Annotated in this window: 28 protein-coding genes; 19 read left to right on the top strand and 9 right to left on the bottom strand. The window is 67.0% G+C overall.

Annotated features, from left to right (window positions below):
* Nucleotides 1-42: 42 nt before the first annotated feature.
* The 3 genes from KO481_RS06720 (at nucleotide 43) to KO481_RS06710 (ending at nucleotide 2128) form a co-directional block, all read left to right on the top strand.
* The gene (locus KO481_RS06720; protein WP_215916131.1) at nucleotides 43-876 is read left to right on the top strand and encodes a sulfurtransferase; all 834 of its coding nucleotides are present in this window, start codon (nucleotides 43-45) and stop codon (nucleotides 874-876) included.
* A 5-nt stretch (nucleotides 877-881) separates the two neighbouring features.
* Nucleotides 882-1187: a DUF1416 domain-containing protein gene (locus KO481_RS06715; RefSeq protein WP_215916130.1), complete on the top strand. Its 306-nt coding sequence runs from the start codon at nucleotides 882-884 to the stop codon at nucleotides 1185-1187.
* 221 nt (nucleotides 1188-1408) lie between these two features.
* On the top strand, nucleotides 1409-2128 hold the full coding sequence (locus KO481_RS06710) for a heme-binding beta-barrel domain-containing protein (protein WP_245400598.1): 720 nt from the start codon (nucleotides 1409-1411) through the stop codon (nucleotides 2126-2128).
* A 478-nt stretch (nucleotides 2129-2606) separates the two neighbouring features.
* Here the strand turns inward: KO481_RS06710 and cydC are convergent, their stop codons facing one another.
* From cydC to KO481_RS06685, 5 genes are all read right to left on the bottom strand, one after another.
* Nucleotides 2607-4400 (bottom strand): thiol reductant ABC exporter subunit CydC, encoded by a 1794-nt coding sequence (cydC, locus tag KO481_RS06705; protein WP_215916129.1) that lies wholly within the window; start codon nucleotides 4398-4400, stop codon nucleotides 2607-2609.
* Nucleotides 4397-6700, bottom strand: a complete 2304-nt coding sequence (locus KO481_RS06700) for an ABC transporter ATP-binding protein/permease (RefSeq protein ID WP_245400528.1) — start codon at nucleotides 6698-6700, stop codon at nucleotides 4397-4399. Before KO481_RS06700 ends, cydC begins: the two co-directional genes overlap by 4 nt.
* A 3-nt stretch (nucleotides 6701-6703) precedes the next feature.
* A complete protein-coding gene (gene cydB, locus KO481_RS06695; RefSeq protein WP_215916128.1) occupies nucleotides 6704-7765 on the bottom strand; it encodes a cytochrome d ubiquinol oxidase subunit II in 1062 nt (353 codons plus the stop codon).
* Between the two features lie 11 nt (nucleotides 7766-7776).
* A complete protein-coding gene (locus KO481_RS06690) occupies nucleotides 7777-9222 on the bottom strand; it encodes a cytochrome ubiquinol oxidase subunit I (RefSeq protein WP_215916127.1) in 1446 nt (481 codons plus the stop codon).
* Between the two features lie 113 nt (nucleotides 9223-9335).
* Nucleotides 9336-10244, bottom strand: coding sequence for an aminodeoxychorismate lyase (locus KO481_RS06685; protein WP_215916126.1), 909 nt, complete (start codon nucleotides 10242-10244; stop codon nucleotides 9336-9338).
* A gap of 167 nt (nucleotides 10245-10411) precedes the next feature.
* On the opposite strand from KO481_RS06685, the gene ygfZ reads away from it, so the two are divergent.
* The 4 genes from ygfZ to KO481_RS06665 all read left to right on the top strand — a co-directional run bounded on the left by ygfZ (nucleotide 10412) and on the right by KO481_RS06665 (nucleotide 13728).
* On the top strand, nucleotides 10412-11542 hold the full coding sequence (gene ygfZ, locus KO481_RS06680; protein WP_215916643.1) for a CAF17-like 4Fe-4S cluster assembly/insertion protein YgfZ: 1131 nt from the start codon (nucleotides 10412-10414) through the stop codon (nucleotides 11540-11542).
* Entirely contained in the window at nucleotides 11539-12207 is a 669-nt protein-coding gene (locus KO481_RS06675) for an MOSC domain-containing protein (RefSeq protein WP_215916125.1), read from the top strand. Before ygfZ ends, KO481_RS06675 begins: the two co-directional genes overlap by 4 nt.
* A 145-nt stretch (nucleotides 12208-12352) precedes the next feature.
* A complete protein-coding gene (locus KO481_RS06670) occupies nucleotides 12353-13318 on the top strand; it encodes an asparaginase (RefSeq protein ID WP_215916124.1) in 966 nt (321 codons plus the stop codon).
* A 173-nt stretch (nucleotides 13319-13491) separates the two neighbouring features.
* Entirely contained in the window at nucleotides 13492-13728 is a 237-nt protein-coding gene (locus tag KO481_RS06665; RefSeq protein ID WP_215916642.1) for a DUF3073 domain-containing protein, read from the top strand.
* A gap of 261 nt (nucleotides 13729-13989) precedes the next feature.
* Here the strand turns inward: KO481_RS06665 and purM are convergent, their stop codons facing one another.
* The gene (gene purM, locus KO481_RS06660) at nucleotides 13990-15087 is read right to left on the bottom strand and encodes a phosphoribosylformylglycinamidine cyclo-ligase (RefSeq protein WP_215916123.1); all 1098 of its coding nucleotides are present in this window, start codon (nucleotides 15085-15087) and stop codon (nucleotides 13990-13992) included.
* A 436-nt stretch (nucleotides 15088-15523) separates the two neighbouring features.
* Here purM and KO481_RS06655 point away from each other — a divergent pair, with 436 nt between their 5' ends.
* The 10 genes from KO481_RS06655 to KO481_RS06610 all read left to right on the top strand — a co-directional run bounded on the left by KO481_RS06655 (nucleotide 15524) and on the right by KO481_RS06610 (nucleotide 22045).
* Entirely contained in the window at nucleotides 15524-16390 is an 867-nt protein-coding gene (locus KO481_RS06655) for an alpha/beta fold hydrolase (RefSeq protein WP_215916122.1), read from the top strand.
* Nucleotides 16377-16991 carry a TetR/AcrR family transcriptional regulator gene (locus tag KO481_RS06650; protein ID WP_215916121.1) on the top strand — a complete coding sequence of 205 codons (615 nt, stop codon included), beginning with the start codon at nucleotides 16377-16379 and terminating at the stop codon, nucleotides 16989-16991. Before KO481_RS06655 ends, KO481_RS06650 begins: the two co-directional genes overlap by 14 nt.
* A gap of 202 nt (nucleotides 16992-17193) precedes the next feature.
* Nucleotides 17194-17520 carry a type VII secretion target gene (locus KO481_RS06645; protein ID WP_215916120.1) on the top strand — a complete coding sequence of 109 codons (327 nt, stop codon included), beginning with the start codon at nucleotides 17194-17196 and terminating at the stop codon, nucleotides 17518-17520.
* Nucleotides 17521-17702: 182 nt separating this feature from the next.
* Entirely contained in the window at nucleotides 17703-17924 is a 222-nt protein-coding gene (locus KO481_RS06640; protein WP_215916119.1) for a hypothetical protein, read from the top strand.
* Nucleotides 17925-17995: 71 nt separating this feature from the next.
* Nucleotides 17996-18646, top strand: a complete 651-nt coding sequence (locus tag KO481_RS06635; protein WP_215916118.1) for an RHS repeat-associated core domain-containing protein — start codon at nucleotides 17996-17998, stop codon at nucleotides 18644-18646.
* 11 nt (nucleotides 18647-18657) lie between these two features.
* On the top strand, nucleotides 18658-18930 hold the full coding sequence (locus KO481_RS06630) for a DUF6959 family protein (RefSeq protein WP_215916117.1): 273 nt from the start codon (nucleotides 18658-18660) through the stop codon (nucleotides 18928-18930).
* A gap of 141 nt (nucleotides 18931-19071) precedes the next feature.
* The gene (locus KO481_RS06625; RefSeq protein WP_215916116.1) at nucleotides 19072-19338 is read left to right on the top strand and encodes a hypothetical protein; all 267 of its coding nucleotides are present in this window, start codon (nucleotides 19072-19074) and stop codon (nucleotides 19336-19338) included.
* Nucleotides 19339-19361: 23 nt separating this feature from the next.
* Nucleotides 19362-19919, top strand: a complete 558-nt coding sequence (ybiA, locus tag KO481_RS06620; protein WP_215916115.1) for a riboflavin biosynthesis intermediates N-glycosidase — start codon at nucleotides 19362-19364, stop codon at nucleotides 19917-19919.
* Between the two features lie 490 nt (nucleotides 19920-20409).
* Nucleotides 20410-21105, top strand: a complete 696-nt coding sequence (locus tag KO481_RS06615; RefSeq protein WP_215916114.1) for a cupin domain-containing protein — start codon at nucleotides 20410-20412, stop codon at nucleotides 21103-21105.
* A gap of 208 nt (nucleotides 21106-21313) precedes the next feature.
* Entirely contained in the window at nucleotides 21314-22045 is a 732-nt protein-coding gene (locus KO481_RS06610) for a hypothetical protein (protein ID WP_215916113.1), read from the top strand.
* A gap of 25 nt (nucleotides 22046-22070) precedes the next feature.
* On the opposite strand, the gene KO481_RS06605 is transcribed toward KO481_RS06610, so the two are convergent.
* Together KO481_RS06605 and KO481_RS06600 are read right to left on the bottom strand one after the other, a co-directional pair.
* Nucleotides 22071-23087, bottom strand: coding sequence for an alpha/beta hydrolase (locus tag KO481_RS06605; RefSeq protein ID WP_215916112.1), 1017 nt, complete (start codon nucleotides 23085-23087; stop codon nucleotides 22071-22073).
* Nucleotides 23088-23534: 447 nt separating this feature from the next.
* A complete protein-coding gene (locus KO481_RS06600; protein WP_215916111.1) occupies nucleotides 23535-24479 on the bottom strand; it encodes an NAD(P)-dependent oxidoreductase in 945 nt (314 codons plus the stop codon).
* 86 nt (nucleotides 24480-24565) lie between these two features.
* On the opposite strand from KO481_RS06600, the gene KO481_RS06595 reads away from it, so the two are divergent.
* Nucleotides 24566-24952 carry a winged helix-turn-helix transcriptional regulator gene (locus KO481_RS06595; RefSeq protein WP_215916110.1) on the top strand — a complete coding sequence of 129 codons (387 nt, stop codon included), beginning with the start codon at nucleotides 24566-24568 and terminating at the stop codon, nucleotides 24950-24952.
* 13 nt (nucleotides 24953-24965) lie between these two features.
* Here the strand turns inward: KO481_RS06595 and KO481_RS06590 are convergent, their stop codons facing one another.
* The gene (locus KO481_RS06590) at nucleotides 24966-25391 is read right to left on the bottom strand and encodes a nuclear transport factor 2 family protein (RefSeq protein ID WP_215916109.1); all 426 of its coding nucleotides are present in this window, start codon (nucleotides 25389-25391) and stop codon (nucleotides 24966-24968) included.
* A 45-nt stretch (nucleotides 25392-25436) separates the two neighbouring features.
* Between KO481_RS06590 and KO481_RS06585 the strand changes: the two genes are divergently transcribed.
* A complete protein-coding gene (locus tag KO481_RS06585; RefSeq protein ID WP_215916108.1) occupies nucleotides 25437-25988 on the top strand; it encodes a winged helix-turn-helix transcriptional regulator in 552 nt (183 codons plus the stop codon).
* Nucleotides 25989-26003 lie beyond the last annotated feature (15 nt).

The raw sequence follows: 26003 nt of genomic DNA, 5'->3' as shown, positions 1-26003 counted from the left end.
TACTACCCGCCTAGCCCGGCAAGTCACATCGAAAGGAACAACATGGCTCGCTCCGATGTCCTGGTCTCCGCAGACTGGGTCGAAGAGAACCTCAACGCCCCCGGCGTCGTCATCGTCGAGGTAGACGAGGACACCTCCGCCTACGACACGGGCCACATCGAGGGTGCCGTCAAGATCGACTGGAAGCAGGATCTGCAGGATCCGGTTCGGCGTGACTTCGTCAACCGTGAGCAGTTCTCCGACCTGCTGTCGGCGCGCGGTATCTCCAATGACGACACCGTCGTCCTGTACGGCGGCAACAACAACTGGTTCGCCGCGTACGCGTACTGGTACTTCAAGCTGTACGGCCACCAGGACGTGCAGCTGCTCGACGGCGGCCGCAAGAAGTGGGAGCTCGATGGCCGCCCGCTCTCGCGCGACGCGGTCAGCCGCCCCGCCACCAGCTACAAGGCCGGCGAGCAGGACCTGTCCATCCGCGCCTTCCGCGACGATGCGATCAACGCGATCGGCGTGAAGAACCTGGTCGACGTGCGTTCGCCCGACGAGTTCTCCGGCAAGATCCTGGCGCCCGCGCACCTGCCGCAGGAGCAGAGCCAGCGTCCCGGCCACATTCCTGGCGCGATCAACGTGCCGTGGAGCAAGGCCGCGAACGAGGACGGCACCTTCCGCACCGACGCCGAGCTGGCGGAGCTGTACAAGGATGCGGGCCTGGACGGCGAGAAGGAGACCATCGCCTACTGCCGCATCGGCGAGCGTTCCTCGCACACCTGGTTCGTGCTGCAGGAGCTGCTGGGCCACAAGAACGTCAAGAACTACGACGGTAGCTGGACCGAGTACGGCTCCCTCGTGGGAGTACCGATCGAGTTGGGAGCCTAATTCCTATGTGCGCAGCACCTACCCAGGGTCAGACCCTGCCCGCGAATGTCGACACCGAGAAGGAGACGATCCTGACCGGCCGTGTCCTGGACGCCGATGGCAACCCCGTCGGTGGTGCGTTCGTCCGCCTGCTGGACTCCGGCGACGAGTTCACCGCCGAGGTCGTCGCCTCGGGCACCGGTGACTTCCGGTTCTTCGCCGCCCCCGGCGACTGGACCATCCGCGCGCTGTCCTCCTCGGGCAACGGCACCGCGAAGGTCAGCCCGGAGGGCGCGGGCATCCACAACGTGGACGTCACCGTCGCGAAATAGCCTGACAGCCAACCTCATTGGTGGTTTGCCGCGAACGGCCCCGGAATCTCCGGGGCCGTTTTCGCGTCCCGGGCCCGGGTGGATAGACTCGCAGGCGTGGTCGTTGCATTCGAGGTATTGCTGGTTCTCGTCGCCGTACTGATCGCTTGGTTCGGTCTGTACGTCCTCTACCGGCTCTTCACCGAGTCGTGAGTGGATCCGAGAACGTCGAGAACTCAACACTGAACGGCTCCGCGCCCGAGACGGCGTCCGCCACCGATAACGGCACCCCCGCCGGGGATGCCGCCGACGCGGTTCGTCACGAGGCCGACGATGCGGTGCGCCGCAGCGGAGACGCGGCCGTCGCCGAGGCCGCCGAGACGGCGAAGTCCACCGGCATCCGCAACATTCCCCAGCTCCCCGATCTGCCGCTGCCGCAGGACACCGCGAATCTGCGCCGGGGCCCGGACCTGAGTTCCTCGATGCTCGCGCTGCTGCCGCTGGTCGGCGTGTGGCGCGGCGAGGGCGAGGGCAACGACCCCGAGCACGGGGATTATCACTTCGGCCAGCAGATCATCGTCTCCCACGACGGCGGCGACTATCTGGCCTGGGAGTCGCGCTCCTGGAAGCTCGACACCGAGGGCGCCTACACCGGCCCGGACCTACGCGAGAGCGGCTTCTGGCGCGTCGGCATCGAGGGCGACGACGAGATCATCGAGCTCCTACTCACCCACAGCTCCGGCATCGTCGAACTCTTCTACGGCCAGGCGCTGACCCAGTCCTCCTGGGAACTGGCCACCGATGTGGTCATCCGCAGCCAATCCGGCGCGGTCGTCGGCGGGGCGAAGCGCCTGTACGGGATTGTCGAGGGCGGAGATCTCGGCTACGTCGAGGAGCGTGTCGTCGCCGACGGCAGCCTCGAACCGCGCCTGTCTGCCCGCCTCCAGCGCTACATCGGCTGAGCGGCGCAGGCCGAGTCTCGGCTAGCCGGACGGAAGTCCGTGCGTCACCCCTCCGCGAAAACGGCTCACCGACAAAAGGAACGACCCCCGAGTCGTATCGCGGACTGCAACAATCTCGCGATCCCGGTCGGACAGGCCGGGGACTCGGGGGCCGGGTGGCTGCCTGGGATTCGCCGCGCGCTCGCGCGGACGGGTTACCCGTCGCAGCGGTGGCGCTTAGCTGACAGCCACCTCACGTGTCCTTTGAATACTCATATTCTTGAACCACCTCCTTCCCGTGTACGTCCAACTTAACGGGGGTTACGGCCGGTCGGCAACGTATTTTCGCGTGGGGCGAAATTGCAGGTCACGGTCGGTCCGCGCGCGCGGCCGGTGCCGACCGTGGCGCGGGCCGCCGGCGACTCGTGCACTCGGCAGGTCCTGGTGGTGCGGGCATGCTGGTGCGAACCGCACCCGGCCGCGGGGCGCGCGCCCACGGCTATCGGGCGATGGCCGAACGTTGCATCTGGACCCGGCCGTCCGCGCCGACGCGAACGACGGTGTCGGCGTGGTGATCCGGGGGCAGCTGATGGGTGACGACGACGACCGTGCGGTCGGGGGCGACGAGGCCGCTGCGCTCGTCGAGGAGGGCGCGCAGGAGGTCCGCGCCGGCGGCGGCCTCCATGTGCTCGGTGGGCTCGTCCAGCAGGAGCACGCGCGCCGGGGAGATCAGGGCGCGGGCGAGCAGGAGGCGGCGGCGCTGGCCGCCCGATACCGCCGCCGCGCCGCCGACCAGGTCGGTATCCAGGCCCTCGGGAAGCGAGTCCAGCCAGTCGCCCGCACCCACCGCGCGCAGGGCCTCGCCGGCCTCCGCCACGGTCAGATCGCCGCGGGCCACCCGCAGGTTTTCCAGCACCGTGGTGCCGAACAGATGGGCGTCCTCGGCGAAGAAGGTGATCCCCGGGCGCGGGGTGTCGAACAGGCCCGCCCAGGACATGAGCAGGGTGGTTTTGCCCGCGCCGCTCGGACCGACGACGGCGATGCGCCGCCCGGACGGCAGGCCGGGCAGTGTGCGCCGATTATCCTGTGCGACAACCTGTTCGGAAAAATCACGCGCCGCCCTGTCCGCCCCGGCCGAGCGTCGTCTCGGCCGATCCGGCTCCGCCGGCCGATGCTCCGGCAGCGCCCGAGCCGGCACGCGCGCCCGAGCCGACCGCGCCGTAGGCTGATCCGGCTCCTCGCCGCCCTCGGCGAGAGCGATGCGGTGCAGGGCGGCACGGCCCTTGGTGAGGGCCTGGGCGGCGGCGGGAAGCACCGCCACCGCCTCGAATGCCGATAGGGGCAGGAGCACCAGCACGGCCAGGGCCATGGGCGTCAGGGCGCCGGGCGGTACGGTCTGGAGCGATCCGGCGGGGGCGAATGCGGCCGGGCCGGGGCCGCCGTACAGCAGGATTCCGATGAGGAGCGCGCCCAGGACGCTGGCGCCGATGGAGAGAGGGGTCGCCGCGGCCGCCCAGGCGCTGTGGGAGGCGGCCCGGTCCTCGGCGGCGACCGCGCGGCGGCTCGCAGCCGACGCGGCCGCGAGCGCGTCGTCCAGGCGCCCGGCGACGCGGAGTTCGGGGGCATGATCGAGCACGGTCACCGCGGCGGCGGTGAATTCGGCGCGGTCGGCGCGCACCGCCAGCTCGGCCTCGCGCGCCGCACGCGCGGACAGCCAGGGCGCGAGAACTCCGGCAACGGCCAGGGCGACAGCGAGAACCGCTGCGGCGCCGAGGGATATGGTCGCCAGCACCGCGACCGCCGCGACGGACAGGATCACCGCGACCGCGATCGGAACCAGCGCCCGGACGACGACAGCGCCGAGATCGTCGATATCGGTACCGATTCGGGTCAGTAGCTCGCCGCGCCGCAACCGCGTCGGATCATCCTGTGCGGCACCGTATTCGGCCCCGGTATCGCGGCGCGTGGTCCAGATATCGGCCCACGCCAGCCTCGTGTACACCTCGGTGCGCGCGGTGGTCATAGCCCGCAGCGCCACATCATGGGTGGCCAACCGCTCCAGATACCGGCACAACCCCCGCGAAATCCCCAGCGCCCGAACGGCAACCACGGCGACGCTGAGATCCAGCACCGGCGGCATCTGCCACGCCCGCGCAATCAGCCACGCCGCCAGCCCCGCCAGCGCGAGCCCGCTTCCCAACGCCAGCGTCCCCCACCCGATCGACACCGTCACCCGCCACCGCGACAGCCCCAGCAACTCCCGCATCCGCCGGAAATCGGTCCACACGCTCATCGCAGCACCGCACCTGTCTCGATGCCGGCCCGTTGCCCGGAATCCACCGCACGCTCGCCTACGGAATCACCGCCGTCTTCGTCACCGAATCCCTTGGGGCTCAGGTCGAATCTCGCCGCCGGGGCGCCTCGCTCCTCGGGGGTACGCCTCAGTTCCGATCGACCATCACCCGCAGTGTCGGAGTCGAGAACACCACGGCGCCCCGGCTCTGCCTCATTCGAGTCCGCAGCGGCGGTGGCGAGTTCACACTCGTCGGGACTCGCCTCGGCACCAACGACTTCACCGCTTTCCCCGACGATGTCCGATACGGCAGCCGGAGTCGGAGGTCCGCCGACGGGCCGTCCGTCGACCGACTCCTCCTTCGAGGCACGAACCTCGACGATGTGGTCGGCGATGGCCAGGATGTCGGGGCGGTGGGCTACGACCACGACGGTGGCTCCCGCTCGCGCTCGGGCGGTCAGGGCCTCGAGAACCGTGGCGGCGCTGGCGTCGTCGAGGTGGGCGGTGGGTTCGTCCGCTAGGAGGATCTTGCGGTCCGCAGCCAGGAGGCGGGTCAGGGCCAGGCGCTGGCGCTGGCCGAGGGACAGGCCGATGCCGCCCGTGCCGACGACGGTGTCCCATCGTTCGGGGAGCCCGTTCAGGACGATATCGAATCCGGTTGCGGCACACGCGGCGTCCAGAGCGGCCGGTCCGGAAACGGCCGATTCCACGCGCACGCCGAACAGTTCGAGGTTCTCGCGCAGTGTTCCGGGCAGCAGCACGGGCCGCTGGGGCAACCATGCGACGTGGGCCCACCAACGTTCGGGATCCAGTGCGGGAACCGGGTTCCCGTCCACCGTGACGACACCCTCGTCGGGGGTCATGAGCCCCAGGATCGCCTGCAGAGCAGTAGATTTACCGCACCCGTTCGGACCTGCCAGCACGGTCACCGCGCCGGGCCGCAGGACCGCCGACAGATCCGAGGGCGCATAACCATCCCGGGCTCGCACGCTCAGCCCGCGCATCTCGACAACACCACGTAGATCAGCCATTTCACGGGTACCCGGGGCGCGAACACCGGACGGCCCATCGGATTCGAGTACCGCAAAGGCCTTTTCGGCGGCCGCCATGCCGTCCTGTGCCGCATGGAACCGCTCCCCCACCGCACGCAGCGGCAGATATACCTCCGGCGCCAGGATCAGTCCGAGCAGGCCCGCATACAAGCCCATGTGCCCGAACACGAGTCGCATCCCGATGGATACAGCGACCAGCGCCACACACAACGTCGCCAGCAATTCCAGCACCATCGACGACAGGAAGGCCACCCGCAGCGTCGCCATCGTCCGCCAGTGCAGCGCCTCCCCCAACTCCCTGACCCGATGCCCCATCGTCGGCCCAGCGCTGCCCCGGTTCCCCCGACCGGCCACGGACCTGCCGATCCCGTCCGGATCCGTACCGGCCCCGGCCGATTCGTCCTCGGGGCCTGCCGCACACGCCGCGGCCCGCTCGGCAGAATCGCTCTCGACCGAGTTCTCTGCGACGCCCACGCATGCCGCGCTGAGGGCAGAGGAAGACCGGGCCGATTCACTCTCGCCCACGGTCGAATCGCCGTCAGCGTGCCCGAGGGCGCCCCTGGGCCGGACCGAACCCGATGCGGCACCGGCGGTTTCCCGGCCGAGGGCACGCAATGTGGGCATCCCGGCGAAGAGATCCAGGAGCTGATCCGACAGGCGGGTGGTGGCCTCCAGAGCCGCGTCCGCACGGCCCTGGGTCATGCGTCCGATCAGGATCATGAACACCGGGATCAGCGGCAGGGTCACCAGAATGATGACCCCGGATGTCAGGTCGTGAATCGCGATGACCGCCAGCACGATAGGCGGTGTCAGGGCCGCGAGCAGCAGCGCCGGAAGGTATCCCGTGAGGTACGCCCGCAGCCCGCTCAGGGCATTGCCGACCACCACCGCCAATTCCGTGCGGCGCGAATCCAGTTCGCGGGGCGCGAGCTCGGCGCCGGCGATCAGCACCGATTCCTCGAGCTCGGCCACGACCTGCGCACCCGCCCGATGCGCCAGCCGCGACTGCCACCACGTCGCCACCCCCCGGCATCCCACCGCCACCGCGAAAATCACCAGCTCGGCGGTCCAGGACCCGACGGTGCGGCGGCCCGGATCGGTGATCACCCCCGCCACCACCCGCGCCAGCGCCAGTGCCGCCACCACGATGCATCCCGTCGTCACCAGCGAGAGTCCCACGCTGACAACGAGATACCGGCGCGCGGAGCGAGCGTGGCGCCACAGGCGCGGGTCGACGGGTCCGGCCATGGCTCAGTTCGCTGTGCTCTGTAGCGGCAGCCCGATGGCCGGCGGGATCTGCTCGACGGTCAGCCGCTTGCGGAACACCCAGTAGGTCCAGCCCTGGTAGAGCAGCACGACCGGGGTCACGATGACCGCACACCAGCTCATCACCATGAGCGTGTAATGCGTCGAGGACGCGGCGACGGTGGCGTGGCCGTCGACGATGCGGCCGTCCACACTCAGCCCGAGGGCCGGGTCGATCGAGGAGGGCAGCACGTACGGGAACAGCGACCCGAACAGCAGCGCCACGGCCGCCACGACGGTGAGCGCGGTTCCGGTGAAGGCCCACCCGTCCCGGCCGGCGAACACCGACGCGCCCGCCAGCACCAGCCCGAGCACCGCGAGCGCCAGCAGAATCCAGGTCCAGCCCTTTCCGTGCGCGAGCTGGGTCCAGATTCCGAAGGCGGCCACCACGATCACCGTCGGCGCGAACACCACCCGCGCGATCCGATGCGCGGCCTCGCGCACCTCGCCACCGGCCTTGAGCCCGATGAACAGCGCACCGTGCAGCAGGAACAGCAGCGCGGTCGTCAGCGCCCCGAGCAGCGCGTACGGACCGAGCAGATCCAGCAGGTTGCCGGCGATCTGCTTGTGCGCGTTGAGTTTCACGCCGTGCACGATGTTGGCGAAGGCCAGCCCCCAGGCGAGGGCGGGCACCCAGGATCCGAAGCCGATCGCGATATCGCAGGCGCGGCGCCAGCGCGGATCGTCGATCTTGCTGCGGTATTCGATGCCCACGATCCGCACGATCAGGGCAACCAGGATCAGCAGCAATGCCAGATAGAAGCCGGAGAACAGGCTGGCATACCACTCGGGGAACGCCGCGAACAGCGCGCCGCCCGCGGTGATCACCCACACCTCGTTGCCGTCCCAGACGGGTCCGATGGTGTTGAGCACCACCCGCTTTCGGACTTCGGACCCCTTGCCGATGATCGGCATGAGCATGCCGACGCCGAAGTCGAAGCCCTCCAGCACGAAATAGCCGATGAACAACACCGCGATGAGCAGGAACCAGAATTCGGGCAGACTCATGCCGGTCTCCTCTAGTAGGCGAACGAAAGCTTCTCGACGGCAACGTCTTGCGCACCGGCGGCCGACGGGGCCTCCTCCGGTCCCGCGATCACATAACGCCGCTGCAGGTAGAACCACACCACCGCGAGCGCGCCGTACAGCAGCGTGAAGACGATCAGGGAGGTGAGGACGGTGCCCGCGGTGTTCCCGGATACCGCCTGCTGCACCGTCATCCGGATGTTCGGGTCACCGGTCGGGTTGGGCGCCACGACCCAGGGCTGGCGTCCCATCTCGGTGAACACCCACCCGGCGCTGTTGCCCAGGAACGGCGTCGGAATGCAGAGCAGGCTCAGCCACTTGAACCAGTTCTGCGCGGGCACCCGCCCGCGCCGGGTCATCCACAGCCCGATCAGTGCGATCGCCGCCGATCCGGCCGCCCAGGTGATCATGGCGCGGAAGGTCCAGTAGGTGACGAACAGATTCGGCCGGTAGTCGCCGGGCCCATACTTCTGGTTGTCGCTGACCTGCAGATCCTGGACACCCTGCAGCGTCACGCCGCTGATCTTGTCCTCGGCCAGGATCGGAAGCACGTACGGCACCTCGAGCACGTGTGTGACGCTGTCGCAGTTGTTGTGCGTTCCGGTGGTCAGGATCGAGAAGTCCGGATCGGTCTGGGTGTGGCACAGCGATTCCGCCGACGCCATCTTCATCGGCTGCTGCTTGAACATCAGCTTGCCCTGCGTGTCGCCGGTGATCACCAGCACGATGCCCGAGATGATGATCACCCACATGCCCAGGCGCGCCACGGGACGCCACATCTCGCGCGCGATATCGATGTTGCCCCTGTGGGATTCGCGCACCATCCACCAGCCGCCGATCCCGGCCACGAAGGTCGCGGCGGTCAGGAAAGATCCTGCGACCACGTGCGGAAATGCCGCCAGCGCGGTGTTATTGGTGAGCAGCTGCCAGATGCTGTGCAGCTCGGCGCGTTTGGTCACGGGGTTGTAGACCGCGCCGGTCGGATGCTGCATGAACGAGTTGGCGGCGATGATGAAGAACGCGGAGGCATTCACCCCGATCGCGACCAGCCAGATGGTGGCCAGGTGCACCAGCTTGGGCAGCCGGGTCCAGCCGAAGATCCACAGCCCCAGGAACGTCGACTCCATGAAGAAGGCGACCAGGCCCTCCATAGCCAGCGGTGCGCCGAAGACGTCCCCGACGAAGCGGGAGTATTCGCTCCAGTTCATGCCGAACTGGAATTCCTGCACGATGCCCGTCGCGACACCGAGCGCGAAGTTGATCATGAACAGTTTGCCGAAGAACTTCGTCAGCCGATACCAGTGGTCCTTCCCCGTCACCACCCACGTCGTCTGCATGATGGCCACCAGCGGGGCGAGGCCGATCGTGAGCGGCACGAAGACGAAGTGGTACACCGTGGTGATACCGAACTGCCATCGCGATATGTCGACAACGTTCATCCGACCTCCTGCCCTACTACGACATGTCGTAGTAAAGGCTACGCCGGATACCCTCGTGGACAACGAGTCCTACGTCACGACACTCCGGCGCAAATTGCCGGACGCTAGCTACCTCACCAGTCCGACTGACTCCACGGCCGCGCGATACCCCGGTTGACCAGCTCGACGATCTCCGGCGCGCAGTCCGGCGCCGAGCACCGCAGCCCGTCCAGGGAGGACACCCGCGCCGCGAGCGTGATGCTCGACAGCAGCCAGACGCTGTCCGCGGTGATGAGATCCGCGGTGAAGAACGACTTGTACTGACACTCCCAGCCGGCGCGCTCGGCCTCGGCGAACAGGGCGCGCTGGGTGATGCCCGGCAGCACGCCGTTGCGCGCGGGCGGGGTGAGCAGTTGCTTGTCGCGCTGAATGACCACCGTCGAGCGCGGCCCCTCCAGTACTCGATGCTCGGTGCTGGTGAAGATCACGTCGTCGGCGTTCTGCCGCGCGGCGAAACGCAGCGCCGACATGTTCGTCGCGTAGGACAGCGTCTTGGCGCCCAGCAGCAGCCAGGGCGCGTTCTGGGCCAGCTCTACGGAGATCCCGCGCGGCAGGGTGATCACCGAAATGCCCTCGGCGCGAGCCTTGTTCACCCGCTCGGCCACGGCCGAGACGAGCACGTACGCGGTGGATTCGGGGGCATCGGACAGCGGACCCGAGGTGACGCGGGAGGTGGTGGCGCCCTCGCGGCCGCGGGTCAGCACCGTGCGCAGCTGACCCTCGCGCTCGGTGCCCCACTCCTTGGCCGCGATCTCGATCGCGCTGCGCCACCGCGCCAGATTGGGTTCGGGTAGATCCAGCGCCTGCGCCGAGCGCCGCAGCCGTGCGAGATGCAATTCGAGCGCGCAGGCCTTGCCCTCGCGCACCAGAATCGTTTCGAAGACGCCGTCGCCGCGTAAGGCGCCGATGTCGTCCGCAGAGAGCAACGGCGCGTCCGGGTCCCGGACCGTGCCGTCGAGTGTCACCAGAACTCGATCCACCATGCGCAGAAGCCTAAGCGACCAGACCGTTCTCCGGGGGGAGACCGAACCTGCCGTCCGGTACCGGCCCCTCATTCCCGACCCGTGGATAGTCAATCGGAACAATCCAGCAAATATGCTCGTCAAATCCCCGATGGCCGCGCGGCCGGAGGCGGAGATTTCGTTCGCCTATCCTGGATAACGTGTCCGTGGATCTCCCGCTCAGTCCGCTGTTGACCTTCCCGGGTGCCGTCGCGGGCCCGCCGGGGACCCCCGATGCCGCCGTGGCCTGGCATTACGGCGATCCGTTCGGCGAGCAGCGCGCCGCGATGCAGGGCGCGACGGTGATCGATCGCTCTCATCGGTTCGTGCTGTCCATCACCGGCGCCGAGCGGCTGACCTGGCTGCATACCATCTCCAGCCAGCACATCGCCGAGCTACGCGACGGCGAATCCGCGGAGAATCTCGACCTGGACCTCAACGGTCGCGTCCAGCACCATTTCGTGCTCACCGATCTGGACGGCACGCTGTGGATCGACACCGAGGGCGAGCGCGGGCAGGCGCTGCTGGACTATCTGGCGAAGATGGTCTTCTGGGCCGACGCCAAGCCCGAGGCCGCGCCGGATCACGCGCTGCTGACGCTGCTCGGCCCGCGTGTCGCCGAGCTGACCGCGGCACTGGGCATCGAGGAGCTGCCGCGCGAGACATACGCCGCGGTGGCGCTGCCCGGCGGCGGATTCCTGCGCCGGATGCCCTGGCCCACGGCCGACAGTTTCGACCTGCTCGTGCCCCGCACCGAGCTGTCCGCCTATTGGTCGCGATTGACCTCGGCGGGAGCGAGTCCGGCCGGGCTCTGGGCATTCGAGGCGCTGCGGGTGGCGGCGCTGCGGCCGCGCATCGGCATGGACACCGACGATCGCACCATTCCGCATGAGGCCCGGTGGATCGGCGGCATCACCGAACACGGCGCGGTCCACCTGGACAAGGGGTGCTACCGCGGCCAGGAAACCATTGCCCGCGTGCACAACCTCGGCAAGCCCCCGCGACACCTGGTCCTGCTGCACCTGGACGGTTCCGCCGACGCCCGCCCCGCCGTCGGCGATCCGGTGACCGCGGGCGGCCGCGCCGTCGGACGCCTCGGCACCGTCGTCGACCACTACGAGCTGGGGCCGATCGCACTCGCGCTGGTCAAACGCAGCATCCCGGTCGATACGCAGCTCGAGGCGGGTCCGATGGCCGCGGCCATCGACCCGGACACCTTCCCCGCCGACGACGCACCGCAAGCCGGCCGCCTGGCCGTGGACCGGCTGCGCGGCCGATGAAAACATCTGTCCGGACCGGACGGGTGCTCGCGGTCTGCATCGTGCACGCGGAGATCGACCTGCCGCCGAAGATCGGCCGAGCCGGCCGCACGGCCATCGACAAGCGGCCGGTGGCGGGCCGGATCGCGGTGGGCGCGCTCGGATTCGACGGCGACCACGTCTGCGACACCGTCAATCACGGCGGCGTCCATCAGGCGGTCTACGCGTATGCGCAGGAGGATGCGGCGCGCTGGGGCGACGAACTGGGGCGCACCCTCGATGCGGGCTGGTTCGGGGAGAATCTGCGCATCGCGGGACTGCCCGTGAGCGACGCGGTCATCGGCGAGCGCTGGCGGATCGGCAACACCGTGCTCGAGGTGTCCGCACCCCGGGTGCCGTGCGCGACATTTCAGCACCACAGCGGCGAACCGCACTGGGTCAAGCGATTCACCCAGCAGTCCGATACCGGCGCCTACCTGCGAGTACTGTCCGAGGGAACGATCGGCGCCGGCGACGAGGTGCACGTCGACCACGTGCCCGCGCACGGCGTGACGGTGCGCGAGCTGTTCACCGGGGCGGCCCCGGACCGGCTGGCGCTGCTGCTGGCTCACGAGCCGACCGTCTCCGACGACGTCCGCATGCAGGTCGATCGCCATGCGCGGCGGACGAAGGGTGTCCGGTCGTGATGGCTCCGATGCGCGGTCTGCGGCCGTCGACGGACGGCGTGGGCTACCCACAGGGTCGAGAGGCCCGGCGTGACGGGCGCGACACGGGGTACACGACGGCCGATCCGGTAATTGTGCACACAGACCGAATGGAAAGGGGCGCAGCATGAGTGTGGATCTGGTCGAGGTGGTGCGCTCGGGATTTCGCGAGTGCGTGCATCGCGGATCGGTGGTGATCCTGGATAGCAACGGCGATCCGGAGGTCACCCTCGGCGAGGTGCATCTGCCGATCTTCCCGCGCTCGACCAACAAGCCGATGCAGGCGATCACCCTGCTACGCAACGGTTTCGAACCGATCGACGACACCGAGCTGGCCATCGCGACCGCCTCGCACTTCGGCGAACCGGACCACATCGCGCTGGTCCAGCGGCTGCTGGACCGCACGGGATTCGACGAGACGCAGCTCGGATGCCCGCCCGACCTGCCCTCGGACGAGCGGGCCCGGGCCGACGTGCTGGCCGGGAAGACCCGCGCCGAGGCCGCCCGCCGCATCTACATGAACTGCTCGGGCAAACACGCCGCCATGCTCGCCACCTGCGCGATCAACGACTGGCCCACCGTCGGCTACCTGGATGCGGCGCACCCGCTGCAGCGCGCGGTGTCCGCGACGATCGCCGACATCACCGGGGAGCCCGAGACAGACCTGGGCATCGACGGCTGCGGCCTGCCGATCGTGCCCGTCTCGCTGGTGAATCTGGCCCGCGCGTACGCGGCGATGGCGACCGGCGACCCGGGCACCCCGGAGCGGCGCGTGGCCGACGCCATTCGCGCCCATCCGCGAGTGATTTCCGGCACGGACGGTCCCGACCTGCTGACCATGCGGGCGACCCCCGGACTGGTCTGCAAGATCGGCGCGGACGGCGTGCACGCGGGCGCGCTGCCCGACGGACGCGCCTTCGCGTACAAGATCGATGACGGTCACGACCGCGCCCGCATGCCCCTGACGCAGGCAATTCTGCGGCGCATGGGCGTCGAGTGGACCGACGCGCACGCGGATCTCGGTACCCCCGCGGTACTGGGTGGCGGAGCCCGGGTCGGCGTCATCCGCGCTATCCCCGGTTTACTCGGATAACCGCCGGTCGGAAGGCGACAACCCGGCAAACGTCACTACTTCGCCAGTCTTCGCCCACTCCTGGAAGCGCGACCGCCTGACACACGCTAAAGTGTCTGTCAGGAAGAGTATTAATTCGAACGGGGCCGCCAAACCACCCCAGGCCGCTCCGCAGTGACGTGAGGGGGTCAGCCATGGGCCGTGGCCGGGCTAAGGCAAAGCAGACCAAGGTTGCACGCGAGCTGAAGTACAGTTCGCCGTCAACCGACTTCACGAGCCTTCAGCGCGAGCTGTCAGGGCCGTCCCACAGTCTGTCGGGACCGTCCCACAACTCGCAGCGCGGTGACGTGCTGTCCGACGAGCACGACGGCGACGATTCGCTGTCGCGCTGGGACGACAAGGACGACGACTACGACCCCGGGCCCCACTGACCCGCTGGCCGTGTGCCGGGGGCGGCCGGCGCGGCCCCCCCCTACCCACGTCGGTGAAGAAAGTCAGGACCGGTCGATGGTTCGCATCACCAGCTGAAGGCTTGCCGCATCGACGTCCCGCCTCTCCTCGGACGGGACCTCGATGTGTTTGTGCTGTCCGTAGGTTCGATACCTGATTCACGCACAGCACCCTGATACGCCGAACGGCGCCCGCACCCGTTTCCAGGGTGCGGGCGCCGTTTCGTCAATGCGGCGCGTCGCTCAGAAGCGCGGGTGTTCGCCCAGGAGAACCACGCGGTCGGCGTCGGCGTCCTTGGCCTTCTTGACCGTGCCGAGCGTCCAGCAGGCGATGTGGCGGGCGGTGAGCACGGCCAGCGCGCGCTCGGCGTCCTCCGGGGCGACGACGGCGACCATGCCGACGCCCATGTTGAACGTCTTCTCCATCTCGACGCGCTCCACGCGGCCGCGCTGGGCGATCAGCTTGAAGATCGGCGCGGGATTCCAGGTGCCGCGGTCGAGTTCGGCGACCAGTCCGGCGGGCACGACCCGGGCCAGGTTGCCGGCCAGCCCGCCGCCGGTGACATGCGCGAACGTGCGCACATCGGTCTCGGCGATCAGGGCCAGGCAGTCCTTGGCGTAAATCTTGGTGGGCTCGAGCAGCTCCTCGCCCAGCGTGCGGCCGAACTCCTCGACGTGCCCGCTCAGCGACATCCGGTCGATATCCAGCAGCACCTTGCGCGCGAGGCTGTAGCCGTTGGAGTGCAGGCCCGAGGAGCCCATGGCGATCACCACGTCACCGGGACGCACCCGCTCGGGGCCCAGCACGGCCTCGGCCTCCACGACGCCGACCCCGGTGGCCGAGATGTCGTAGTGGTCGTCCCCCATCAGCCCGGGGTGTTCGGCGGTCTCGCCGCCCAGCAACGCACAGCCGGCCTGAATGCAGCCCTCCGCGATGCCGGACACGATCTGGGCGACCCGCTCGGGCACCACCTTTCCCACGGCGATGTAGTCCTGCAGGAACAGTGGTTCGGCGCCGCACACGACCAGGTCGTCCACGACCATCGCGACGAGGTCGAGGCCGACGGTGTCGTGCTTGTCCATCGCCTGCGCTACCGCGAGTTTGGTGCCGACGCCGTCGGTGGAGGAGGCCAGCAGCGGCTCGCGATAACCACCCTTGAGTGCGAACAGCCCGGCGAAACCGCCGAGCCCGCCCTGCACCTCGGGCCGACTGGCCTTGCGGGCCAGGGGGGCGAACAGCTCGACCGCGCGGTCACCCGCCTCGATATCCACGCCTGCGGCGGCGTACGAGGCGCCACCCAGGCCGTCCACACCGGCACCACTCGGGGTCTGCTCAGTCATTTTCGGGGAAAGCTCCAAACCGAATCGGCGGATAGATGCCTGATCACGCTACCGGAGCCGGGTAACGGGACCGCACCGGTATTGGCTTGGAGTATTGACAAAAGCTCGGCAATCCGGTGACGCCGTCGTCCAGGGGTCTTGCGAACTAGCACCGGCAACGCGCGGGTTCGGTCGAATCCGGCGGCCCGCCAGTTGATTCCGCCGCGCCGACCGGCCGTCTCGCGTCGTTACGGCGGGTTCTCGGCCGAGCCCTGCCCGCTCGACCGGGCCGAACGCACCCGGTGACATCCCCAGCACGCCAAGCTCGGGACAGGGGTGGCGGAGGCGCGCCACGGCGACTCGAACACGCCATCGTGGGCGCGCTCCTCCCATCCATTGACATACATACTGTATGTATGTGAATCTGACGGTATCGACCCGACTACCGGAGGCTCATATGGCAACCAGCAGCGCACTCGGCCCTATCGATCACGTAGATCTGCCCGGCGGGCGGATCGCCTATCACGACACCGGTTCCGGCGACCCGGTCGTCTTCGTGCACGGGCTCCTGGTCAACGCCGATCTATGGCGCAAGGTCGTGCCGGGCGTCGCGGCGGCCGGGCACCGCTGCCTCGCACCGGACTGGCCCTTCGGCGCGCACACGATTCCCGTGCCCGGCGCGGACCTTTCGCCCACCGGCGCGGCGGACCTGATCGCCGCCTTCCTCGAGCGCCTGGACCTGCGCGATGTCACCCTGGTGGCCAACGACACCGGCGGCGCGATCACCCAGATCCTGTTGACCCGCAACCGGTCCCGGATCGCCCGCGTCGTGCTGACCGACTGCGACGCCTACGACAAGTTCTTCCCGCAGCCGTTCACCCCGCTGCCCCGCCTGGTGGCGATCCCGGGGCTACTGCGTGCGATGCTGGCGTCGATGCGCTTCAAGCCCGCCCTGCGGCTGCCGATCGCTTTCGGCCTGGTGACCAAGCGGCTGCCGCCCGCCGAGATCACCGACTCGTATCTGCTGCCCAGCCGCAAGTCCGCCGAGGTGCGCGCCGACCTGCGCCGGTTCCTGCGCGGGGTGCACAAGCGCTACACCCTGGCCGCGGCGGAACGCTTCCCGGAGCTGGATCTGCCGGTGCTGCTGGCCTGGGCGAGCGAGGACAAGGCCTTCAAGCCGTCCTTCGCGCGGCGCCTGGCACAGGACCTGCCCAATGCGACGCTGCGGATGATCGACGATTCGTACACCTTCATCTCTGAGGACCGTCCCGAGTTGCTCACCGAGTTGATCGTGGAGTTCACTCGGCTGCATGCCACGCCGTAGTCAGGAGGATCGCTCCCGCACCACCCGGACCGCACTCGAACAGGCCGGTCGCCGGCTGTTTGCCGAACGCGGGTACGCGGGCGTCTCGGCCGAGGAGATCGTCACCGAGGCCGGGGTCACGCGGGGCGCGCTGCACCACCACTACGGCGACAAGCGGGGGCTGTTCCTGGTCGTGCTCGAACAACTGGAGGCGGACAACACCGCCGAGATCACCCGCGCCATCGAGGAACTGCCCGATCCGAACGACCTCATGGCCGCGATGGCCGCCGGCCTGCGCGTCTTCCTGAACCTCAGCAGCCGCGCCGAGAGCGTGCGCATCGCCATGTCCGACGGCCCGACCGTGCTGGGCTGGGAGGGCTGGCGCGAGATGGAAAGCCGCCACGGTCTGGGCCTGATCACCGACCTGCTCGAACGGGGCGTCGCCGCCGGCGTGGCGGTGGCGGCCCCGGTGCGGGTGCTGTCGCATCTGATCCTGTCGGCGGTGACGGAGGCGGGCATGCTCGTCGCCAACGCCGAGGATCCCGAAACCACCCGTGCCGAGGCCGAGCAGTGCCTGCTGCTGATGCTGGCCGGACTGATCCGGGTGCCCGGGGTGGGCTGATCGCGGTGCGGCACGGGCGGCTGCTCGCTCGACTCGGCCCGTGACCCGACCACCGGCCCATCGGCGAACGACCAAAAGTGCGGGGATTGGCTATATTCGGGGTACGAGCACATGCACGGGAGGGGCGGGACGTCGTGAGCCATCGAAAGCCATCGCACGAAAAGCCGGCATCCCACTCCGCCGCAGGTAGGAGTGGTCCGGCATGAGCGGAAACATCGACGCCGAGCCGGACAAGATCCGCGCGCACGCCAAAAACGTTCTCACCGTAGGTGATTCCCTCACCCAAGCATTGAACGCCGCGAAATCCACTACGGCGCCGTCGAATGCCTTCGGCAAGATCTGCGCATTCCTGCCCCCGCTGTTCGTGGACACCGTCGAGGAAGACGGAATCAACGCCATCAAGTCGGCCCAGGACTCCCTGGACAACGACGTCACCACCCTCAACAAGGCCGCCGACGGCCTCGAAACCCAAGACACCAGCAACGCCGCCCGACTGAACGCGGTCAGCGTCTCCAAGGCAATCTCGTGAGGTTCGGACAGTCGGCGTCCGGCAGGTGCACTATTGCCCCGAAGCCGCGGCCTCGATTGAGGTAGCGGACTCGGCATCAGGATGAATTCCACTTTCGGCGGCGCAACCTCGGCCTGGGCGGTAATGGATCTATTGCGCCACTGGATGATCGGTGTGTTACGGCCGATGTGTGGGGGCATCCGGTGAGTGGTGATTCGAATCCGTTGATCGCGTCGCGACAGGATTCCACGCGGTGGTATTCGGGCGTGGGTATCGCCGAAGACGTTGTCGGGCTGCAGCAGTCGATCTCCTCGGGCTCCTGGATCGAGGGTGGGCTGTCGGTCCTCGGGGTGGGCATAGACATCGCCCAGATGGCCATCGACCCGATCGGCACCCTGGCCTCCTACGGTGTCGGGTTCTCATAGAACAACGCAGCGGGCAAGCAACCACCCGGTGGATTTATCAGCCGGGCACGAATACGCCCGTCACTCAAGCGATGGATCAATCTTCGATCGATCGCAGTTTCTACGCCATCGTGACGGACCTGGCTGGTACACCGACCGAACTCATCACTTCCTCTACTGGGCAGACCGTCGCCGCAGCCGTCAGTAATCTATGGGGAAAGACAAGCTGGCGCGGATACGCGAGCACAACTCTTCGCTTCCCAGGTCAGATCTATGACCCTGAGACCGAAATTCACTATAACCACCACCGTTACTATGACCCCGATACCGGGCGTTTTACAACAACCGACCCGCTCGGGCTAGCACCGTCATCGAACCCGTTCACCTACCCTCACAACTCTACGATATGGAGCGACCCGCTTGGACTGACCCCTTGTAAAGAACCGACCGCCTCTGCTGGCGCAAGCCTGGAAAATATTTCGCCTTCTGACGCTCGCCGAATCCAGAATGCCGCAAATTCGCGAGGTGTAGTAATTCACGTTGTGGGCAGTCGAGCAAAGGGCACGGCACACGCAGAGTCAGACTGGGACTACGTGATCGCTGGGATCAACTCTAGAATGCGGAGTAGAATACAGAGTTCATTGCCCATGGGTTCACAAGAGTTGGGTTACGGCAGACGAATCGATATTTTCCGGGGAAAACTGAATGAAACCGAGCCACACATCACATTCTATCCAAACTGAGGAGTGAGGATATGACATACGAAGCCAAGATTGTAGAAACTCGAGGGAACCATTCTCTAGTTTTATTGCAGGGCAGACAGTTCCCAGGGTTTACAGTCCAGGGCGATAGCCTGTTCAACTTCGTGGACTCCCTGAAAGAAGCTGAGGGCGACTTAAATGACGGGCGAGCGGAAGATGCGCTCTACTCGGTTCGAGAAGTTCTCGAGAAGGCAACTGATATGCTCCGAGCATACGAGGACATGATGAGTTCCGCCGGAATTCAACTCCCGTACTTCAACGATTGAATCCAACTCAGAAGGGAAGTTTCGGTGACGGAGAGAATCCACATGAAACACGATTGGCGCAAAACCCACCAGGTTGAACACCACCGCATGGCCCTCCAACCACCCTGAGGTATCCGAAATGATTACGATATCAATACCTATGTGGAGCAAGAGTCGATGGGCGCTGGAGAAGCGGTATTCGATTGGCCGGAGATGCTCGAGTTCGCCGGAGACCCGGATCAGGTTTATGAAGGCGAAATCATTGCGACCAATTCCGATCACGATATCATGGCTGAGATCGAGATACTCGATAGCACTGAATACATTATCGCCTTTAATTCCTCGGCGTTCGATCCGGAATCTATCGGAGAGCGCGTAAACAAGATCTCCAAAAACGATGGTAGAAGCGACATGGGCCGACCCGATTGAACAGCCCTAGGACGGAAAGTCAATTGATACATACGACATCGGATCTGATCACGGCGATCGAGCAAGGCGAGCGCTTCAAGTACCTGCATTTCTGGGGACACCAGCCGAGCCGAGATGGCCGGATCGACCAAAGTTGCTTGAGCCAGTGGTGGCCCAGCCGGTTTACGGTCGATGATCTGATTTTCCCGACGGCTGAGCATTATATGATGTGGCAGAAGACGCGCCTATTTGGCGACTTCGAGCTGGCTACAGAGATCCTTGCAAGTGAACACCCCGGCCACGCAAAGGCCCTTGGACGCCGAGTCGGCAACTTCGATGCGTCGATATGGGAAGAGCGTCGGTCCGAAATTGTGGTCGACGGCAATGCCGCGAAGTTCGGGCAAAACCCTGATTTGAAGAGCTTTCTCCTCGGTACCGGTGATCGAGTACTTGTCGAAGCCAGCCCACTGGACAGAATTTGGGGGATCGGGCTAGCCGCAGACGACCCTCGATCCGAGAACCCCAAACAATGGTTGGGGACCAATTTGTTAGGTTTCGCGCTGATGAATGTTCGCCACATACTACGCGAAGACACGGCCTGAGCCAGCCGTTAACAAACCCTCCTTCTACCCATATCATGGAGCGCAAGCATGGCGCGTACCAGTCCGAGGTCCTGGAAGTTCAAGGAAACTCTTCCTTGAACTTGTTGCCGGGCCGGAGCTTATACGCAGGTGGTCGGCGTTGCGGTTGCATCGTTGGCTGACCTGCCGGAAAAGCTCCTGGGAGTTAGAGTTCCGGCAGGGCGATGCGGGAAATGGTCGGCCAGAGGTTTCCATGCCGCTCGCCCTTATCGAGGCATGGCAGGCCATCTGACAGCAGAGCGACGTTACGAGGGCCCTCGCTACCAACCTCGAGATACATCACGCCTGTTCGAGGTCGGCTAGTGCAACTGCCCGCGTTCTCGAATCGCCGCCCCCATGGCGGGCATGCGAGTCGCTCGATCCGGACCCGTGATGCCGACGATAGGCTTTGCCCGATCCACTCCGGCTCGGATGCACCGACGAAAGCCCTTCTGCGGCAGAACGGAGCGACATGTCCGATGAGCAACCTCAGGAACCGCCGGCGGTGAATCGGCGGACCGCCCTCGGGACGGGTGCGGCGGCGCTGGGCGGGGCGGCGCTCGGAGCAGGTTTGACCGCGGCCGCAGCATGCGCCGAGACCACCCCGAGCGCACTGCCGAGCGCGAGCGATGTCGACGCCAATCTCAACAACTCACCGCATCTGTTTCACCTCACCGCCGCCGATCCGGACCGCTACAGCGGCGGCACCCTGCAAGGCGCGCACGAACAGAACTTCCCGGTGCTCGCCGGACAAAACGGCGCGGCCTACTTCGTCCGGCTACAGCCCGGCGGAATCCGCGAACCCCACTGGCATCCCACCGCATGGGAACTCAACTACCACATTTCCGGTACCGCGAAATGGACTCTGCTGGGCACTCATCCGGACGGCAGCTATCACACCGACGTGTTCGAGGCACACGCCGGTGATCTCGTCTTCGCCCCGCAAGGGTTCTTCCACTATTTCGAAAACGCCCGCACCGACGCCCCGCTCGAACTGCTCATCGTCTTCAACTCCAGCGCCCCCGAGAACAGTGACGACATCGGCCTGCTCGGCGCGCTGAACTCGATCCCCCGGGATGTCGCCGCCACCGTGCTCGGCGTTCCCGTCTCGACCTTGAACGCCATCCCCACCGACGTCAAACCGATCGTGATCACCACTCGGCGCTGACAGGCGCAGGCGTATCCCATCGAGCGAGTGGCGGCCGAGAGGGCGGGCATGAGCCGATGCCGGCTGCGCTCAGCTGCATTCACCGAAGTAATCGCGCCGTACATCACATGCCGGAGTTACTCTGCAGCTATCATCTCTGCTGCATGTGTCCGATAACCAGTGGGCCAGGAGAGCTATTCCCAGTCGAATCCAGCGAGAGGGTAGTCGCATGACTCGTCGGTATAGAGAATCCACGACCAGCGCGTCGCGACGCGCCCTGCTGTCGATCGTCGGCGCGATACCGCTAGCCGTCGCGGTGACCTACTCGAGCGCCACGGGCGCCGCCGCGGCGCAGCCCAGCGTTGCGGCTCCCCCGCCCCTCGAGCAGCTCCGGAGCAGCACCGTGCAGCACATCGCCACCCAGCGTGCGATCGGAACTTCAGCCGTGTGGGGACCTGGTCGGGTGCACTACGGCACGGCGGCGCCCGCACCCGTACTCGCACCGGGCGGCGTGCCCGGTCGCGGCTCTCAGGCAGAGAACGCCGCAGCCGCTACCAGGGCGTCGATCCGCGCCGGGCTGCACCCGACGGTCAACGGCGACTATTCGGACAGGGTCACCCGGATGACGAGGGATGGCGGCACCGCCGGCCTCATCATCGGCGCGGCCGCGGGAGCCATACCGGCCGCGGTGTTCGGGGCCATACCGGGAGCGATTATCGGCGCTACGGTCGGTGCAATTGCCGGCGGGACCGTGGGCGGTGTGGCCATGGGCATTCCGACTCTGGGTGTGGGCGCACCCTTGGGAATGATGGGCGGCGCCCTCGCGGGCGCCGGCGCCGGCGCAGCGGTAGGCGCCGTAGTCGGCGCAGTAGTGGCCGCTGTTCCCACCGCCATCGTCGCCGGAGCCGCAGGCTATGCGCTCGGCGCAGCCACCGGGAACGGTAACGGTCAGCAGAGCTGAGAAACCGTCCAGCGCTAGGGAGCGTTCACGCCCTGCGGGCGCTCGCTCCGACCTCGACCCGGGAGCGGGTGAAACGCGCCGCCCGTGCCAGCGCGGCGCGGCTCTCGGGCAGGTCGGGCAGGATGCTCATGAACGCGTGCACCTGCCCACGCCACAATTCCAGCGAATTCGGCACACCGGCCGCGGTCAGTCGCTGCGCCATCAGCTCGCAGTCATACCGCAGCAGTTCGTCCTCACCGACCATCAGCAGCACCGGCGGCAAGCCCGCCAGCGACCCGTTCACCGGCGACAGTGCCGGATCGACCTGCCCGTCCACCTTGGCGCCGTAGTGCACCATGCGCCGCACCGCCGAGATCGGAATGTAGGCGTCGCGGCCGACATTGCAGTAATCCTGCTTGGCGTGGTGGTCCAGGTCCAACAGCGGTGACAGGCCGATCAGCCCGGCCGGAACGGGCAATCCGTGGAGGTTCGCCTGCAGGGCTGTCGCGAAACTCAGGAACCCACCGGCCGAATCGCCGGCGAACACGGTCCGGGCCGGATCGGCACCGTGCCGCAACAACCATCGATATGCGGTCAGGCAGTCCTGGATCGAACCGGTGATGGTCGTGCCCGGTAGCTGCCGGTATTCCACGTTCACCACGGGCAGTCCGGTGCGCCGGGCCAAACTGGCGGCGATCGGCCGGTGCGAATCCAGCCCGCACATGAAGAAGGCACCACCGTGCATGTACATCACCGCGCCGTCACGCAACGACCGCCGTCGACCCGCCGGATGCAGGATCTCCATTCGGAACCCCTTCAGGCGTATCTGCTCGCGCTCCACCCCGCGCGGCGCCGGGCGCACCCTCGCCAGGCCGTCCAGGACGGTGCGAGCGACCGGCATCGTTACCGGGTGGATCGGGTAATGCCGTACGACCGGGGCAACCACGCCACGACAGGCAAGCCGCAGTGCCTGTGAATACAGGCTGGTTCGACCCGGGTTGACGACCGTGCCGGATTCGCGGCCCGGCTCGGGCGCAGGTTCCACGGCCGGAACAGTCACCATCGCGCACCTACGTCACTATCAGCACAGCCGAGCCGTCCACGGCCCAGCGCGGAGCCGAGTGCCCCCGGCGGCAATGGCGTGTCGTCGGAACGCACATATCGGCAGGCAAGGAGTGAGAGTGCAGTCATCAGCAGGATCCGTGTTCTGGTCACGCGGCCGCGCGAAGCTCTCCCCGCCGGCCGGACAAGTTGTGGTGTGGATGTAATCGCAGGGCGGCGCGTGCGCGCCCGCGTGCAGCCGGACCCGGCATGCTGCCGAGTGCGGCCGTCGCATTATTGGGTTGCCGAATTGCTGTGGCAGGTAAGCTCTCGACTCGTTGCGCTAGGCAAGGTGATCGTCAGCAGAACTTGTTATCAAGTCGTTATTGTAATGCGACTCCGGCGTGACAGTCAATGCTCGGTATTCCCGTACTCGCTGGTAGCGCGGCCACCGAGGAGCCCCGAGTCGTTACATATACCGTTCATCGTGACTGCCACCGACCGTTTCCCGGCCACCACCGACTGTCACCTCGGCCGCGCGGAAGCTCTCGTAGATTCGCGAGAATCCTTCGGAACCGTGTCCGGCGGCGACCTGCCGGCCGATCAGCGCCTGCACCGCGGCGAGCGTCGCCGGGTTCACCCCCTGCTCGTCGCTGGCGCGCACGATGTACGACAGATCGGAGAAGTCCAGGCTCTGCTGGCCGGCAACGGCGTAGTCGCCGCCGTCGATAATCCGCGCGAAGCCAGCGAAACTGGCGGTCATGGCACTGATGAACGGAGTCGTGCGAGCGGCGAACTCCGTGGCGGTCATGCCTTCCGAGCCGACCATCGCAGCGCCGTGAATGAAGCCGGCGAACATCTGGTACATCGCGGACAGCATGGCAAGGTCGATCAGCGACGCCCTGCCCGCATCCGAACCGTCGAAGATGCTGGTTGCCCACGTGTCGAGGACTTTGCGGTGCTGGTCGAAGGCGGCCTGCGAGCCGCCGTAGAAGACCTGCGCGCCGGGTGATCCGATCATGGCGGGCACGGCCAGGATGGCGCCGTCGAGATAGTCGATCCCGTGCTCGGCGGCCCACGCAGCCAGCTCGCGCGCCTCGTTCGGAGTGGTTGTGGTGAGGTTGACCAGCGTCTTGCCGCGCAGCTGAGCGACGACGGGGTCGAGGGTGTGGTGCACCGAAGGGTGCCGGAGCAAGCAGGCAACGATCAGCGGCTGCGCGGTGACGGCGTCGGCAACGGTCTCGGCGCGCCGGGCGCCGCGCTCGACCAGATCAGCGTCGCGACCTACGCTCCGGTTCCATACGGTCACCGGGTGGCCGGCTGCAAGGAGCCGGGCGGCGAGGGCGCTGCCCATCGCCCCGAGCCCGAGCATCGTCACGCCTGTGGATATCGGGGTTGTGGTCGGTGAAGTCATCCGTCCATGCTGGACAGCGGCACCGGTACTGGAAAGTACCCACTATTTTCTTCGGTACTTACTGTTTGGTTAGTGAGGAGGCAGCCGTGGCGAAGGGACCGAGGTCGGGACCGTACATCTGCGGAATCGACGCCGCACTGGACGTCGTGAGCGGCAAGTGGAAGGGCCTGGTCCTGTGGGAGCTCCACGCTCACGGCACCCGGCGCTTCGCCGAACTGCGCCGCGCGCTGCCGGGGGTCAGCGAGAAGATGCTCACCCAGCATCTCCGCCAGATGGAGGAAGACGGTCTCGTCCACCGCGAGGTCTACGCGGAAGTGCCACCAAAGGTCGAATACTCCCTCACCGAGGCAGGTGCCTCCCTCAACGAGGCGCTCCGCCCGCTCGGCCAATGGGGTCGGGAACGACTCCGCCGAGCACGTCTCGAGGTCACCGATACCGACACCCCGCAGACCGTGACGTCAACAACGTCCTGAGCCCGCTGTGGCGTTATGGGCGCTGGGCGAGTTGTTGTGCGTCCAGGGCGCGTTGGAGTGTCAGGGTGTCTTCCAGGACGAGGTCGTCCACCAGGCGGCCCCAGCGCAGGGTGATCCACTGCATCGCGGTGTTGCGGTAAGGGGTGCCGTCGGCGAGCGTGGCGCTCGCGCACAAGTGGACCGCCACCGTGGTATTCCACGGCCAGCCGCCGGCTACCACGTCCACCAATTCGAGGCGGACGCCGGGCAGGAGGCGGTCGAATCGGGTGAACCAGTCGCGGAAGGCCTCCCGGCCGCGGACGTCGGCGCCGAGCGGCGTATCACCGAGGAATCGGAAGTGGACATCCGGGGCGGCCATCGACACCGCGGCGTCGTGGTCGCCGCTGCCGGTGCGGCGCCAGGTTCTGCGGACCAGGAATCGTACGATGGCGTGGTACATAATAGGACTGTAAACAGCTAGGTTGCTAAAAGCAAGGGACTGGGTGTGGCGAGGACAGACTTTCACGAGATCGCGTGCTCGATCGCGCGGTCGGCGTCGATCGTGGGCGATCCGTGGGCGCTGTTGATACTTCGCGACGCCGCCCTGGGTCTGCGGCGCTTCGAAGAGTTGCAGCGGGATCTCGGGGTGGCCACCAATGTGCTGAGCCAGCGGCTGCAACGGCTGGTGGATGGTGGTGTGCTGCAACGTCATTTGTACGAGCAGCGGCCCGACCGCTACGAGTATCACCTGACCGACAAGGGGCGCGATCTGATTCCGGCGCTGTTCGCGCTCATGGCATGGGGTGACCGGTGGGAGTCCGGGCAGCAGGGGCCGCCGTTACTGCTGCGGCACCATACCTGCGGCGAGCAGGCCAATGCGGCGGTGACATGCGATCGCTGCGGCACCGCACTCACTGCCGAATCCGTTGCATATCAACCGGGTCCGGGTGGTCGGACCGCCGATGGCACGGCGTTGGTCGCGACGGTGTTGAGCCGGCGAACGGCGGATACAGGCCGCGGCCAGCCGTCAGCGGACCATGGCGAGCTATCGGAATAACCGATGGTGAAACAC

This window comes from Nocardia albiluteola, assembly GCF_018860155.1.
In the GTDB taxonomy this organism is placed as follows: domain Bacteria; phylum Actinomycetota; class Actinomycetes; order Mycobacteriales; family Mycobacteriaceae; genus Nocardia; species Nocardia albiluteola.
This window is presented reverse-complemented; position numbering and strand designations above follow the sequence as displayed.

Coding starts and splice junctions, on each gene's coding strand:
- KO481_RS06720 (WP_215916131.1), top strand. CDS start 43: ATGGCTCGCTCCGATGTCCTGGTCTCCGCAGACTGGGTCGAAGAGAAC.
- KO481_RS06715 (WP_215916130.1), top strand. CDS start 882: ATGTGCGCAGCACCTACCCAGGGTCAGACCCTGCCCGCGAATGTCGAC.
- KO481_RS06635 (WP_215916118.1), top strand. CDS start 17,996: ATGGATCAATCTTCGATCGATCGCAGTTTCTACGCCATCGTGACGGAC.
- KO481_RS06590 (WP_215916109.1), bottom strand. CDS start 25,391: ATGTACCACGCCATCGTACGATTCCTGGTCCGCAGAACCTGGCGCCGC.
- KO481_RS06685 (WP_215916126.1), bottom strand. CDS start 10,244: ATGGTGGATCGAGTTCTGGTGACACTCGACGGCACGGTCCGGGACCCG.
- cydC (WP_215916129.1), bottom strand. CDS start 4,400: ATGAGCGTGTGGACCGATTTCCGGCGGATGCGGGAGTTGCTGGGGCTG.
- KO481_RS06630 (WP_215916117.1), top strand. CDS start 18,658: ATGACATACGAAGCCAAGATTGTAGAAACTCGAGGGAACCATTCTCTA.
- KO481_RS06600 (WP_215916111.1), bottom strand. CDS start 24,479: ATGACTTCACCGACCACAACCCCGATATCCACAGGCGTGACGATGCTC.
- cydB (WP_215916128.1), bottom strand. CDS start 7,765: ATGAGTCTGCCCGAATTCTGGTTCCTGCTCATCGCGGTGTTGTTCATC.
- KO481_RS06605 (WP_215916112.1), bottom strand. CDS start 23,087: ATGGTGACTGTTCCGGCCGTGGAACCTGCGCCCGAGCCGGGCCGCGAA.
- KO481_RS06665 (WP_215916642.1), top strand. CDS start 13,492: ATGGGCCGTGGCCGGGCTAAGGCAAAGCAGACCAAGGTTGCACGCGAG.
- KO481_RS06645 (WP_215916120.1), top strand. CDS start 17,194: ATGAGCGGAAACATCGACGCCGAGCCGGACAAGATCCGCGCGCACGCC.
- purM (WP_215916123.1), bottom strand. CDS start 15,087: ATGACTGAGCAGACCCCGAGTGGTGCCGGTGTGGACGGCCTGGGTGGC.
- KO481_RS06610 (WP_215916113.1), top strand. CDS start 21,314: ATGACTCGTCGGTATAGAGAATCCACGACCAGCGCGTCGCGACGCGCC.
- KO481_RS06670 (WP_215916124.1), top strand. CDS start 12,353: ATGAGTGTGGATCTGGTCGAGGTGGTGCGCTCGGGATTTCGCGAGTGC.
- KO481_RS06615 (WP_215916114.1), top strand. CDS start 20,410: ATGTCCGATGAGCAACCTCAGGAACCGCCGGCGGTGAATCGGCGGACC.
- KO481_RS06700 (WP_245400528.1), bottom strand. CDS start 6,700: ATGGCCGGACCCGTCGACCCGCGCCTGTGGCGCCACGCTCGCTCCGCG.
- KO481_RS06675 (WP_215916125.1), top strand. CDS start 11,539: ATGAAAACATCTGTCCGGACCGGACGGGTGCTCGCGGTCTGCATCGTG.
- KO481_RS06650 (WP_215916121.1), top strand. CDS start 16,377: ATGCCACGCCGTAGTCAGGAGGATCGCTCCCGCACCACCCGGACCGCA.
- KO481_RS06690 (WP_215916127.1), bottom strand. CDS start 9,222: ATGAACGTTGTCGACATATCGCGATGGCAGTTCGGTATCACCACGGTG.
- KO481_RS06655 (WP_215916122.1), top strand. CDS start 15,524: ATGGCAACCAGCAGCGCACTCGGCCCTATCGATCACGTAGATCTGCCC.